Raw genomic sequence first — 13,669 nt, forward strand, 5'->3', positions numbered from 1 at the left:
GTCATTGGTTAGTGGTTAGTGGTTAGTGGTTAGTGGTTAGTGGTTAGTGGTTAGTAGTTAGTGGTTAGTGGTTAGTGGTTAGTAGTTAGTGGTTAGTAGTTAGTGGTTAGTGGTTGATTGTAACAACCAACAAATGACTATTGACTATTGACTACTTTAATAAATCAGCAAACCCATAAACACTAATAAGTAGCAACATTAATGCTGTGACTTGTGTGATTCGTGTTTGGGGTGAAGGTGCGATCGCTTCTCTGACTAAAATGGAAATCGATGCACCAACAACAAAACTCAAACCCAGCACCATATAGGGTATCTGTACGTTCACAGATACAATAGTAGAAATCGCTAGCATAGTAATGGCTAGCATCAACATTAACAGTTCTACAAACCGGGGCGGGTTGTATTGGCTAGATAAAATTAAGGTGTTTAACCAAAAACGCCAACTTCTCATAACAAGTCAACCAGTTTTGAGTTTTTTGTTGTTTGTTGGTTGTTGGTCGTTGTTTGAAACAACCAACAAACAACAACCAACAATCACCAATTAACGAACACCTGTTTTGATGTAACCAATGCCGTTTGTTTGTGCAGTATCTTCTGATAATTCCACACCAAAGACACGCGCAAAAGCTTTTTCTACTTTGTAGCCAGAATCAATCGACTCCAAGGGGTCTTTGCGGAGTCTGTGACGCAAAGCCAGGACAATCACGCGACGGATATCATCAACAGTCACCTCTGTACGCCCTTCAAAGGCAGTTAAAGCTTTGGCGGCGCGGTTGGTGACAATATCACCTCGTAAACCATCCACATCAAGTTCTGAACAAACTTCCGAAATTTTCACCCGCAGATCGTAGTCCATATTGACTGAGGGTAAAAGTTCTTGGGCTTTAATGATGCGCTGTTGTAGTTCCTCTTGCTGGGGTTTGTACTTTTCCACAAATGCTAGGGGATCTTGGTCAAACTCCGCCCGTTGTTCAACAATTTGTACCCGTAGTGCTGGTTCTTTAACAGTATGAATTTCAGAGTGCATCCCAAAGCGATCGAGTAGCTGAGGACGCAGTTCACCTTCTTCTGGGTTCCCAGAACCAACGAGAACAAAACGCGCTGGGTGACGGATAGAAATACCTTCCCGTTCGACCGTGTTCCAGCCGCTAGCAGCAGAGTCTAGCAACACGTCTACTAGGTGATCGTCAAGCAGGTTAACCTCATCGACGTAGAGAATGCCCCGGTTGGCTTTTGCTAAAAGTCCAGGTTCAAAGGCTTTCACACCTTCAGATAAAGCTTTTTCGATGTCGATGGTGCCACAAACTCGGTCTTCTGTCGCGCCCAGTGGCAAATCTACCATTTGAACTTTTTTTTGGATAACGGGAATATCCTCACCACTTTCTAATTTTTGGCGAATTTCATCGCTCATCAAGTCAGGATCGCTGGGGTGGCTGTTGAAGGGATCGTTGGCAACCACTGGAATTTCTGGCAATAAGTCAGCCAGTGCCCGGATAGTTGTGGATTTGCCAGTACCGCGATCGCCCATTATCATTACACCACCAATTTTTGGGTCAATCACATTCAATATCAGAGCCAGTTTCATTTCTTCCTGACCCACAATTGCCGTAAATGGAAATACCACGCGACGCGCAGCAGCGGTAGTTTGAGCAGTTGGACTCACTAAATTACCTTTATCAATATTTTTCTTATTACCGTTTTTTATTGTGCCATAGGTGGGGAACACCGAGGAGTGGGATCACCTCGTCAATGATGGCAAAAAGGTCTTTTCGCCTCTTTTGTTCACAAGTTATTGTGGATTTTGCACCATAGCTTACTAATTCTTTTAAATTATTAACAAACTTAATGACTATATTAGAGTGTAATAAAGTGCATAAATCCTAAAAATTTAGCTGCCTTAGGAAATTTCTGCCGTGGAATTCGTCATTTCCATCATCGGAGGCAGGTTCATGGTGAATAAAGACTGTTAGGCATTTTCAATGCTATCAATGAGCTATCAATCAATGATGTTTGAGTATTTGAGCCTCTTTCACATTGATCTGCAACCTGTTCTCAGTCCAAAAAAAAGTCTACAAAGACTTGATGCATTAGTAGCAAAGCCAAGGGATATAAGTACTACAGCTACCTCACACTCATAAGGAGTAGCACTAATGAACCAAAAGCAATGCCTATCGTTCTTTGGACAAGCATCACCAGTTGACATCTATCCAAATGCAGATATCTGTTTTGTAGATGAGGTAGATTTTACGTGGGTGCATAACCAGCAAAATTGGTATAAGTGCAAGTTTTTTTTGAAACACCTGCCGCAGCATGTATGTCTCAGTCAACCAATACTGTTTTTTCAACTGTTTCTTTGCGCTGTGGCAGTTAGAGTTTCCCCCTTATTCCTGATTTTCTATCTTTTCCTGGCAATTGTGGCGATGATGATTGCTTTAATTGTGCATACCTATCTGCGAAAAACGAAAGATGATCTTAATCCGGACTTTACCTCGCTCAATGCCTATGAAACAGCTTATTTAGCAGGTGGTCTACAACGAACCGCAGATACGGTAATTACCAGTTTAGTACAACACGGGTATTTACAACCACAACCAGAAACGCGATCGCTAAACGTCAAAACTCCCCTACCTGAAGATAGCGATCCTTTAGAAAAAGAAATATGGCAAGCTGTCAAGCTTAATGGTAGCGTCAATCAAATCAGAATCTCAGTTGCACGAGCTACATTCCCACTGTATCACCGCTTGGTGAATCTGGGTCTTGTGTTATCTCTAGACCAAGTCAGAAACCTACGATTATTGTTTACACTACCTGTCTTAGCTTTATTGGTTTTGGGCATAGGCATGATTATTATGGGTGTTTGCCAACATCAATCGGTTGAATTGTTAGTTGTGCTGTGCATGATTACGGCTATCATCGGTTGCAGTTTTTTGTTTGTACCAATACACCGGAGTTTATATGGCGATCACGTCCTCGAAAACCTACGCATCACCCATATCAACCTCAAGCAAACCCTAACAGTTAACAGCACGGCTACAAATTCTCAACTTCTTATGACATTCGCCCTCTTTGGAGTAAAAGTTTTAACGGATAGTTCTTTTAGTGACTTGCAGCAAGTTTTGGCTTCTCCTCCTAGTTCTAAGAGGATGTCTGAGAAGTTAAAAATGTCATGCTGACAGGTAGGCATAAATGCTAGGATCTTCTAGTCGCTGCTGTAATCCTCATTGTTGATGAATAAACTATTGGATGAAGCGCTATCTATTGATATTGCAGCTCGCATCAAAAGCAAGGCTAAAAAACCGTTTGACAATGCTTACAAAGCAGCATTAGCGACGGAGGGAGCTATTTACGTACAAGGTTTTTTAGCAACCACAGGCAAACCATACCAACCCATTGAACATGGCTGGATTGAGTTAGGCGATCGCATTGTCGATCCCACACTGCCGCACCTCCAGAAAAATATAGAAGAAATCTGGTATTTTGCGGCACAACGCTTAACAGTGAAAAAACTGAAAGCAATAATTGAAGAATCTCAAGAAGATTATCCCGAAGATGACCCATTGCCAGTTTATGGTGACGCGCCGTATGAGTATTACGGTGACGTCATGTTGGGTGGCAAAGACTACTTAGACGCCTATCAAGCGGCAGAGGCTAAATGTATGCAATTAAATAAGCAAATTGCAGAGAATAACTAATTAAAAGTCATTAGTCATTAGTTAGTGGTTAGTGGTTAGTGGTTATTCTACTACTCTCCCCATCTCCCACTCCCTATTTCAATAGGATTTAATTCGACTTGCCATCGCTGCCAAAATACTCTCGATAGCCACAAATTTTATTTTCACGCACATCAAAGGAAACTGCTACCCGATTTTTGTAAGGTTCTCCAAATAACTTTCCCTCATCTCGAAATTCAAACACAACTGTCGTTTCATTGCTAGTAACGTGGTCTAAAGAAGTTAGCTTCAGTCCCGGACTAAAAGCTTGGGTAACGTACTGAAAAAACTCTTGCGCTCGTTCTTTACCCACATTCAACCCGTGGAATTTCCCCATTGGGAACCAAAAGGTAAAGTCTTCTGTGAGCATATCTAAAAACAGGTTCCATTCGCCTGTTTCCATACCATGTATAAGATATTCAAATGCTTGATGGGCAACTTTTAAAGTATTTTCTAAATTTTGTGTCATGGTCTCATCCCCAACCAGATCTAAACTGAAGCGCAATTACTAATCTCATTTGCGATCGTCAAGTAAAACCTGAAAGTGTTTGACATTTGGTTCTAGTTCGAGAAGATACTCTCTGTCTCTAGGAAGATACCGCGCTTTTTCAATATCATTGCCTGCAAATTCCCGGATTGCGTCCCGCGATTCCCAGTAGGAAATCACAGTAAACTCAGTAATATTACCATTGGTACGGCGAAAAACTTGTACTCCTAGGTTTCCGGGGATAGACACTATTTTCTTGATTCCAACTTCTTTGAGATAAGCATAGTACTCGTCTGCTTTAGAAGTTAACGTTCTACCATGCCAGATGCGGGCGATCGCTTTTTTGGTTGAGGAAGGAGTATTATTTGTTTGGGCAATAACTGGCGAATAGTTAACCTGTGCAAAACAATTGAGTGGTAAGCCACATAGCAACACCGCCAACCCGAAAAAGATACCAAGGTATTTTTCTGGTTTCATACTTAACCTCCTCCCGATCAAGCTGTGAGAAAGTGCTTGTGAAACAAGAATATATCGGTATCTTGCCAAGACTAAACTGAAATTTCAAATTTTTAAGATATTGATAAATTCGGTAACTGTCAATCCTGATTCTTTGTAATCTCTGGCTTTTGGCTGATTTTCAAAATTGCCTTACCAAATTGAGCAAGTGCGATCGCGATCAGACAAATTGGTAAAAACTATTCTAAAACATTGGTACGCTTGATACATCGAAAACTATGCCCAAAAAATTATAATTATAAGTATGCAAACAATATGCAAATAATCTTTAACATTGGCGGTATAAGATGCTGCCATCATCAGAAACCACCTATCAGTCTGTTAACAGTTCCGAGACAAAACTGGATCGATTTTTAGTTTGTGGGTTGGGAAGTTTAGGTCAGCATTGTGTTGCAGTCCTAAAAGAGTACGGAGTTGCTGTTAGTGCCATAGATCAAGTGCAACCCAAAAACTGGGAAGTACCAAACTTAGAGAATTTACTAGATGATTTATGGATCGGAGATTGCCGTCAAACAAATATTCTAGAACAAGCACATATTCGCCAGTGTCGAACTGTACTTTTAGTCACTAGTGATGAGCGAGTTAATATAGAGGCTGCCTTTGCAGCGAGGCTTTTAAATCCGCGAGTTCGCCTTGTAGTACGTTCTGATAAACAAAATTTTAATAAACTTTTAAGTCAAAATCTTGGCAATTTTATTGCCTTTGAACCTAACCAACTCACTGCTTCTGCCTTTGCCCTTGCAGCTCTTGGCAACGAAAATCTCGGGTATTTTAACCTTGAGGGACGGCTGCTAAAAGTGGTCAAGTATCAAATTCAACTAGGTGATTTATGGTGTAATCAATGGCAGGTGCATCAACTGAACACTTCTTATCGGCGAGTATTAAATTATGCTCCTCACTCATCTGAACTGCCCAATCAATTTTATCAATGGGAGCAAGAAGCAACACTACGAGCAGGAGACACAATTGTTTACATCGAACTCGCAGATATGCTTGAGCATTTCCAACGTTCTGCAAGCAAATCTAGGCGAAACTTGCGGGAGTTTTGGCAAGAAGTTGTTCTCGGGATGTCATGGGATAAACTTAAGCAGAAATTAGCACAATTTTGGCAGTCAGGTTATCAATATCAAGCTCTGCAAGTAGCAACTATTTGTGGCATTACAGTATTTTTTTTATGGTGGTGCGGAGCAATTTTATACAGATGGCATTACCCTGGCATTGGGATGGCAGAGGCTTTCTATGCAATAGCAGTCTTACTTTTGGGTGGATATGGAGATGTATATGGGGGTGTTAAATTTGAAGAACAAATCCCTGGATGGCTGCGATTGTTCAGTTTGATACTAACTCTAGCAGGTACGGCATTTGTCGGCGTTTTATATGCACTACTAACAGAGAAACTCTTAAGTTCAAGATTTCAATTTTTCTTTACTAGCAACCGTCCACGCCTGCCCGAACAAAACCATGTTGTGCTAATTGGATTAGATGAAGTGGGTCAACAAATTGCTAGTTTATTACAAGAACTCCAGCAACCCCTAGTAGGGATTAACACTACAGCACTTGACCCTGGCATATTACCCCATATGCCGTTGATTGTAGCCAACTTTGCTAATGCCCTAACCAATGTGAATCTTACCGATGCCAAAAGTGTTGTCGTGGTTACGGATGATGAAATGGAGAATTTAGAAATCGCTTTGATGGCTCATACTCAAAATCCTAACAGTGGTTTGATCATCCGTACCTACAATCGCCGTTTTAGTGATAAAGTCGCCCAGTTGTTTTCCTACGCACAAGTTTTATGTACCTCTGCTTTATCAGCAGAAGTCTTTGCTGCTGCTGCCTTTGGAGAAAATATTCTCGGTTTGTTTCACTTAAATAATCAAACGATCCAGCTGGTGGAGTACATGGTTGAGGATGGCGATACACTCAATGGCTTGATGCTAACTGATATCGCCTATGGTTACGGTGCTGTGCCGATTCTTTACCAGAAATCAGTACAATCATCTCCCCTATCACCTCCCAAGTTCATGCCCAGTTATGACACACGGCTTGCTGTTGGCGATCGCATGATTGTTTTAGCAACTACCAGAAGTCTACAAAAAGTTGAGCGAGGTGAATTATCTCCTCGAAATTGGTATGTGCAAATTGAAAAAGCTTTAACTTCCGATGCAGTTTTTGATGGTGCAAATGCCATCAGTATTATTTCTGGGTGTAGTATCGGTACAGCCAGACAACTGATGAAGAACTTACCTAGCAAGTTACCAGTAGGGTTATATAAACAACAAGCTCAGCGCTTAATATTCAAGCTTAGTAAATTAAGAGTTATAGCTAGCTTGCTACCCCTTAAGAGTGACAAGGAAATTTAAATCACGTCTGATGTGAATTCAAACGGCAGGCAAAAATCATGTCTTGGAAATCAACCACAAATGGAATTGGTAATTGGTAGTTTTATTCCCCATTACCAACCTTAATACAAAACTGCATAAGTTCATAGCGAAAATTTTGCACCAAGACTCTGCGAGCCTTTGCGTTTACCTCCGCGCCCCTCTGCGTTATAAATCGCTACTATTTTACACAAAGATGTACTTAGTAATCATTTAGAAACGCCAATTAGCAATATGATTTTTATCTTCCTCCTGCCTCTGCATAACTGTATTTTCTAATGATATTTCTCCAGTTTGAACGTAAATAATTTGGGAGGAATTCAGCCATTGAGAATCAAAAGAACCCAAGTGAGTAGTAGTAATTAGCGTCTGAAAGCGATCTTGAATTGTATCAAGCAATTGATTTTGACGAGACAGATCTAACTCAGCCAAAACATCATCAAGAAGTAGCAGTGGTGGTTCTCCAACAACTTCTTCAATTAATTGCAATTCTGCGAGTTTTAAAGCTAGTACTAGCGTTCTTTGCTGACCTTGAGAACCGTATTGACGGGCTGGTGTATTGTTAATCGTCAACTCTACTTCATCGCGGTGCGGGCCAACCAGGGTAGTGCCTTGGTGCAACTCAGCAATGGCTCGTTGCTGAAGTTTTTCTAAAAAAGCTTGTTGCACTTTTTCTGGTTGATTTTGCTCCAAGGGGACATTGGGCGCGTATTTAACTTGGAGAATTTCTGTACTGCCACTGATATTAGCGTGCCACATTTTAGCTATGGGAGCGAGACGCTTTATTGCTCTTTCTCTTCGTCTAATGACGCGCGTACCAGCGATCGCTAACTGGGCATCCCATACAGCTAGTTCAGATTGTAGAGACGTTGCATGTAACGCCTCTACATGGCGTTTCAAAAAAGCATTGCGCTGCCGCAATACTTGATTGTATTGCTGCAAAATGTGAGCATAAATTGGTTCCAGTTGAATTAACAGAGTATCTAACCAGTGACGGCGGCCTTCTGGCCCGCCACGCACCAGTTCCAAGTCCAAGCTGGAAAATTGCACAGCATTGAGAATGCCGAGAAAGTCCATCTGACGCCGGAGATTTTCGCCATTGAGGTTAGCGGTGCGGCGACCATTGCGGCGCAGAATTAAGTTGAGGGTACTAATACCAATCTCTCGCTTGAGGGAGGCACGAATTTGAGCGAATTCTTCTCCTTCTTGAATTAAATCGCGATCGCGAAAAGTCCGGTGCGATCGCAATGTTGCTAGTAACTCCACCGCCTCCAGCAAATTCGATTTTCCCTGAGCATTATTGCCTACCAAAATTGTTTTTGGAGCAGTAAACTCAACCTGCTGTTCTTTATAATTGCGAAAGTGCCGTAGCTGGAGGGTCTTTAAATACATAGGGGAAAGGGGAAGGGAGAATGAGGAGGTGGGGAGATTGGGAATTGGGTATTGGGCATCGAATTTGGGCATTGGGAATTGGGAATTGGGCATTGGATTTTTTCTATACCCCTTGCCCATTGCCCCATGCCCCTTGCCCTTTACCCCATGCCCATTGCCCCATGCCCATCACACGGTCTTTTTGCCCTTCAAGCGGAAGAAAATCTTCTCCATTTCAATCCACACAAACATTAAGGCACTAAAGCCAAGGCAAATTCCTAATTCCTGCAAGCTAATCAAATGAGTGCCAAAGAAAGCTCGCAGAGGAGGAACGTAAACCAACATCAGCTGCAAAATCGTGGTTACAATTACAGCCCCCAGTACGTAGGGATTGGAAAAAGGATTCATCTCTATCGTCAGCCTATTGTTAGAGCGAATTGCTATGGCATGACCCATTTGGGCAAGACACAGGGAAGTAAATACCATTGTCTTCCATCGCTCTGGACTTAGCCCATTGTTAACTGTAGTGGCGTGATAGTACGCCCACTCCATGAGAATAATGGTAATGATAGCGAAAATAATCCCGATCCGAATCATGTAAGCTCCCAGACCCCTAGCAAAAATACTTTCACGGGGACTAAAGGGCGGACGTTTCATCACGTCCGGTTCGGGGGGTTCTACGGCTAATGCCAAGGCTGGTAAACCGTCTGTAACGAGGTTCATCCAGAGAATTTGCAGAGGTGTGAGAGGAACGCCTCCTCCTGTAGGTAGCAAGATTGGTGCGGCGGCCAAAGTGAGTACTTCGCCAATATTACTACCAAGAATGTATTTGATAAAGCGGCGGATGTTGGTATATACAACCCTACCTTCTTCAGTCGCGGCGACAATAGTCGCGAAGTTGTCATCCAACAGCACCATGTCGCTGGCTTCTTTACTCACGTCGGTGCCAGTAATGCCCATCGCAATACCGATATCAGCTTGTTTGAGAGCAGGGGCATCGTTAACACCATCACCCGTCATTGCCACAAATCTGCCCCGGCGTTGCAAAGCTTGCACGATTCGCAGTTTGTGTTCTGGAGCAACCCGAGCATAAATGCTTACCAAGTCAACGTTTTGCTCTAAATCTTGGTCGTTCATCCGCTGCAATTCTTGACCGGTGAGAACGCGATCGCCTGGTTGAGCAATACCTAGATCGGTGGCGATCGCTCGTGCTGTTAACTGGTGGTCGCCAGTAATCATAATTGGTCGAATGCCCGCTTCTCGACACTCTTGCACCGCCGCCCTGACTTCTGGGCGTGGGGCATCCAGCATTCCTACTAAGCCTAGCCAGACTAATTCTTGCTCGTATGTCTCATCTGAGCCTTCTGGTGGGACTTCTCGCAGAGGTTTATAGGCAAAACCCAGTACCCGCAAACCATTAGAAGCCATGCGGTCATTTTCTGCTAGGATGTCATCCCGTTGTTCTTGAGTCAAGGAAACCGCTGCGTTACCTACATATATTTGAGTGCAACGAGCTAAAATTAATTCTGGTGAGCCTTTGGTAAACATTAAGTAACCCTCGGAGTTCACAAGATGAGCGATCGTTGGATCGACATCTGTTAAAGGTGATACACCTGTTTCTACTTGCTCAACCTTGCAAATCACACTCATCCGCTTGCGTTCCGAGGAAAACGGAAATTCGCCTACTCGGAGTAATTTACTATCCCACTGGTCTTTTTCAATACCTCCTTTTGCTGCCAGTGTAACCAATGCCCCCTCTGTCGGATCTCCTAAAATTGTCCATTGTCCTTGTTGCTGTTGCAAAACCGAATCATTGCAAACCGCACAGGCAACTAACAAAGCTTGGAGTTCTGGATAATCTTGTACTTCAACTTTATTTTCTTGCAGTTGAAAATCGCCTGTGGGGGCGTAACCTTCTCCTGTAACGCGGAATTCTCTATTAGCAGTGTTTGGAGATTGGTTTACGGTGTTGCCATCCTGGGGGTCTAAATTCCCATTGGGGATGGAACCATTCGTATACACAGATTGCACCACCATCTTGTTTTGAGTCAGAGTACCGGTTTTATCGGAACAGATAGTGGTGACAGACCCCAAAGTTTCCACTGCTGGCAGTTTGCGGATCAAGGCATGGCGGCGTACCATCCTTTGGGTTCCCAATGCCAAGGTAACGGTAATCACAGCAGGTAAACCTTCTGGCACTACAGCCACCGCCATACTCAGCGACACTTCCAACAGTTCTTGTAAGTTTCCGCCACGCAGTAGACCAAGAGCAACAACGATGGCTACCAAAACTAAAGAACCCGTCACCAAAACGTTGCCAAGCTGCGTCATCCGCTGCTGCAAAGGGGTGGGTTCACTTTCCACACCCTGTAACAAGGCAGCAATTTTGCCTAGTTCTGTTTGCATGCCGGTGTTTGTGACCAGAACTTTGCCTCGTCCTTGGACAACTTCTGTACCTTGAAATACTAAATTGACGCGATCGCCTAAACTTGTCTCTTCAGGCAATGTAGTTTCTGCCTGTTTGCTAACCGCTTCGGCTTCACCTGTGAGTGCTGACTCCCGCACTTGCAAATTGGATGCTTCCAGCAAACGCCCGTCTGCTGACACTTGCACCCCTGCTTCCAACAGCATCACATCTCCCGGGACAATATCCTTGGCTGCTACCTCCATTGGTTTGCCGCCACGAATCACCCGGACATTGGGAGAGGCAAGTTTTTTCAGTGCTGCCAGGGCTTTTTCGGCACGGCTTTCTTGAACATAGCCAAGGATACCATTGAGGACGACAATCGCTAAAATGGCGATCGTATCTTTGAACGGTACCTCACCCGGTTCCAGTTGCCCCCCTTGCCAAGCTAGCAAGTCTAAAACCCCGGAAATTATAGCCACAGCGATCAGCATCAACAACATGATGTTCTTGAACTGATCCACCAAAATTTCCCAGGCACTGCGACCACCAGTTTCTTCTAGTTCGTTGGGGCCATATTTTTGCAACCGCTGTTGTACTTCTTCAGATGATAAGCCAGTGTCTGCATTTGCAGAGAGCAGTTCTATTGCTTTATCAACTTCTAAACTATGCCAAACGGTAGTTGAATCAGGCAGAGAATGAGCAGACATCGTGTAGGTCACAGGAAATGGTTACAAAATTCGATCATAATTTAGTGATAGCTGGAAAAACCATCAACTAAAGTTACATTAGGGATATTATCAAACGGTATAAATTTAAGTGTGATTCTTGACATATCCCCATTTTTTCTACGACGCTATCTATGTGTTATTGCTTAAAGAAAAGCTATTTATAGCACATAGTTTTGATAGTTGTGAGTAATAAAAGTAGGGAGTGAAATCGCACCAAACATACCAAAATAGATTCCAGGCGTGCTAAATCTTTGGATACATTAGTTTAATATGAGTTTTGCTCTTCCCAGTTTTCTAGCTAGCCAGATGTTTGGGCAAAAGACAATTCGACCAATTGGCGCTGCCATTTTAGGTGGTATCGCTTTCTTCCAGGATACCCTGATTGCTATTGACTCTCCCAAAGGGTATCTGCTGCAAATAGATCCTTCTAATGACAATACCAAAATTATTAATCCTCACCAAAGCAGAGAATTTGCAGAAGTCACGGGTCTGGCAATTTGGGAAGATACCCTTTGGGTAACAAGGGGTAACAATGTTTATTTGTGTAAATTATCTTCTTTGGGTTTGGAACATTTTGTTACCTTACCTTACCCTGCTAATGGAATTGCTGTTTGGGAATCAGCCATCTATGTCAGTTGCCAAAAATTGGGAGATATTCTGATTTTTGACCGCAATACGCGCAAAGAAATTACTAGGTTTTATGCCCCTGGGGTAGGGGTGGAAAATCTAGCCGTAACCGAAGAAATCCTTTGGGCTTGCGACAGCACAGAACAAACCGTTTACTGTATGGACAGGGCGACAGGGGAAGTTCAATTTAGCGTACTGACGCCGTTTGAATCTCCCACAGGCATAGCCGTGCATACAGATGGGCAAACAGGCCAACAAACCCTTTACGTCGCCTATGCTTCTGAAGAACCTTATATTCGTGATAACCCGAATGCTGACCCGAACCACGAATTAACGTACCGCGATCGCACTTTTATTCACCCACTCCACTATCATTACTACCCAGATAAACACTACGCCCTCTCAAATGGCTATCTGATCGAAATGTCTTATGTGGAGGAAATTTCACCCCTTGAAGAAGTTTATCTACAAGACTTAGAATGGCGCATTGCCCTGCCGAGTGACACCGATCGCCAAAAGGTAAAACACGTCGAATCTATTGGACTGCCTTTTACGGAAGAACTAATCGACGCGCAACGAGTAGCAGTATTTAAATTTGACATCCTTACCCCCGGCGAACGGCACATTTTTGGCTGGAAAGCCGTGTTAGAAGTCCGAGGTATTAAATATCGTCTCACCCCACCAGATGTGGAAGACATTCCCGAACTACCACCAGAATTTGAAAGTCGCTACCTCATTGATGATGATGAATTGGCAATGGATACTAGCATTGTCCGCCGTGCTGCCGAAGAAGCAATTGGTACGGAAACCAATTTGCTGCGGAAAATGTACAGTATTCGTAACTACGTCTACGACCAGTTATCCTATGGCATTAAACCCCATATAGATACTCCAGATCGAGTTTTAGAACGGGGTGTTGGTTCTTGTGGGGAGTATGTAGGTGTTTTGCTGGCCTTATGCCGTTTAAATGGTATAGCTTGTCGCACCGTCGGACGCTACAAATGCCCCCCCTATGCAGAACACCAAAACGTCCCCCTCCAACCAGACTACAATCATGTTTGGCTAGAATTTTACATACCGGGTTTTGGCTGGTTGCCAATGGAATCTAACCCTGATGATATTGGCAATTATGGGCCTTATCCCACGCGGTTTTTTATGGGTTTGTGCTGGTATCACATTGAAATTGGTAAGGGAATTCCCTTTGAAACCTTAACAAGTAAAGGCGTAAGACTCACAAAAGAAGATATTTCAATTGGTGAATTAGCGATTAATCATATTAGGTTTACGATTCTGGGAGAATTACCACCATTTTAATGATTGTTAGCAGGGTAAGCTCATCTAATTTAGTATAAAAATAGCTTGACAAATTAAACAAGACAAGAATAATCAGCGGTGTAAAAAACGTACTTGACATCAGAGCAAGATAAGTGAGATGACTTCCA

At 43.1% G+C, this 13,669-nt stretch carries 10 protein-coding genes; 4 read left to right on the top strand and 6 right to left on the bottom strand.

The window, feature by feature from the left end; translation table 11 throughout:
- Positions 1–151: 151 nt before the first annotated feature.
- Together HXY43_RS24800 and bchI are read right to left on the bottom strand one after the other, a co-directional pair.
- Complete coding sequence (locus tag HXY43_RS24800) at positions 152–451, bottom strand: hypothetical protein (protein WP_026731288.1); 300 nt, start codon at positions 449–451, stop codon at positions 152–154.
- A 90-nt stretch (positions 452–541) separates the two neighbouring features.
- On the bottom strand, positions 542–1,663 hold the full coding sequence (gene bchI / locus HXY43_RS24805) for a magnesium chelatase ATPase subunit I (RefSeq protein ID WP_290889267.1): 1,122 nt from the start codon (positions 1,661–1,663) through the stop codon (positions 542–544).
- A 487-nt stretch (positions 1,664–2,150) separates the two neighbouring features.
- On the opposite strand from bchI, the gene HXY43_RS24810 reads away from it, so the two are divergent.
- Entirely contained in the window at positions 2,151–3,173 is a 1,023-nt protein-coding gene (locus tag HXY43_RS24810; RefSeq protein ID WP_290889270.1) for a TIGR04222 domain-containing membrane protein, read from the top strand.
- Positions 3,174–3,227: 54 nt separating this feature from the next.
- The gene (locus HXY43_RS24815) at positions 3,228–3,692 is read left to right on the top strand and encodes a hypothetical protein (protein WP_026731285.1); all 465 of its coding nucleotides are present in this window, start codon (positions 3,228–3,230) and stop codon (positions 3,690–3,692) included.
- A gap of 88 nt (positions 3,693–3,780) precedes the next feature.
- Here the strand turns inward: HXY43_RS24815 and HXY43_RS24820 are convergent, their stop codons facing one another.
- Together HXY43_RS24820 and HXY43_RS24825 are read right to left on the bottom strand one after the other, a co-directional pair.
- Complete coding sequence (locus tag HXY43_RS24820) at positions 3,781–4,179, bottom strand: nuclear transport factor 2 family protein (RefSeq protein ID WP_290889274.1); 399 nt, start codon at positions 4,177–4,179, stop codon at positions 3,781–3,783.
- Positions 4,180–4,224: 45 nt separating this feature from the next.
- Positions 4,225–4,674, bottom strand: a complete 450-nt coding sequence (locus HXY43_RS24825) for an antibiotic biosynthesis monooxygenase (protein ID WP_290889277.1) — start codon at positions 4,672–4,674, stop codon at positions 4,225–4,227.
- A gap of 326 nt (positions 4,675–5,000) precedes the next feature.
- Between HXY43_RS24825 and HXY43_RS24830 the strand changes: the two genes are divergently transcribed.
- Positions 5,001–7,076 (top strand): TrkA family potassium uptake protein, encoded by a 2,076-nt coding sequence (locus HXY43_RS24830; RefSeq protein ID WP_290889280.1) that lies wholly within the window; start codon positions 5,001–5,003, stop codon positions 7,074–7,076.
- A gap of 231 nt (positions 7,077–7,307) precedes the next feature.
- Here HXY43_RS24830 and recF read toward each other — a convergent pair whose 3' ends face one another.
- Together recF and HXY43_RS24840 are read right to left on the bottom strand one after the other, a co-directional pair.
- Positions 7,308–8,486, bottom strand: a complete 1,179-nt coding sequence (recF, locus tag HXY43_RS24835) for a DNA replication/repair protein RecF (RefSeq protein ID WP_290889286.1) — start codon at positions 8,484–8,486, stop codon at positions 7,308–7,310.
- A gap of 168 nt (positions 8,487–8,654) precedes the next feature.
- On the bottom strand, positions 8,655–11,579 hold the full coding sequence (locus HXY43_RS24840) for a cation-translocating P-type ATPase (protein ID WP_290889289.1): 2,925 nt from the start codon (positions 11,577–11,579) through the stop codon (positions 8,655–8,657).
- 291 nt (positions 11,580–11,870) lie between these two features.
- On the opposite strand from HXY43_RS24840, the gene HXY43_RS24845 reads away from it, so the two are divergent.
- Positions 11,871–13,541: a transglutaminase domain-containing protein gene (locus HXY43_RS24845; protein ID WP_290889283.1), complete on the top strand. Its 1,671-nt coding sequence runs from the start codon at positions 11,871–11,873 to the stop codon at positions 13,539–13,541.
- Positions 13,542–13,669: the final 128 nt, after the last annotated feature.

Source organism: Fischerella sp. (assembly GCF_013388695.1).
Classification (GTDB): Bacteria; Cyanobacteriota; Cyanobacteriia; order Cyanobacteriales; family Nostocaceae; genus PCC9605.

Coding starts and splice junctions, on each gene's coding strand:
- HXY43_RS24800 (WP_026731288.1), bottom strand. CDS start 451: ATGAGAAGTTGGCGTTTTTGGTTAAACACCTTAATTTTATCTAGCCAA.
- HXY43_RS24810 (WP_290889270.1), top strand. CDS start 2,151: ATGAACCAAAAGCAATGCCTATCGTTCTTTGGACAAGCATCACCAGTT.
- HXY43_RS24815 (WP_026731285.1), top strand. CDS start 3,228: ATGAATAAACTATTGGATGAAGCGCTATCTATTGATATTGCAGCTCGC.
- HXY43_RS24820 (WP_290889274.1), bottom strand. CDS start 4,179: ATGACACAAAATTTAGAAAATACTTTAAAAGTTGCCCATCAAGCATTT.
- HXY43_RS24825 (WP_290889277.1), bottom strand. CDS start 4,674: ATGAAACCAGAAAAATACCTTGGTATCTTTTTCGGGTTGGCGGTGTTG.
- HXY43_RS24830 (WP_290889280.1), top strand. CDS start 5,001: ATGCTGCCATCATCAGAAACCACCTATCAGTCTGTTAACAGTTCCGAG.
- recF (WP_290889286.1), bottom strand. CDS start 8,486: ATGTATTTAAAGACCCTCCAGCTACGGCACTTTCGCAATTATAAAGAA.
- HXY43_RS24840 (WP_290889289.1), bottom strand. CDS start 11,579: ATGTCTGCTCATTCTCTGCCTGATTCAACTACCGTTTGGCATAGTTTA.
- HXY43_RS24845 (WP_290889283.1), top strand. CDS start 11,871: ATGAGTTTTGCTCTTCCCAGTTTTCTAGCTAGCCAGATGTTTGGGCAA.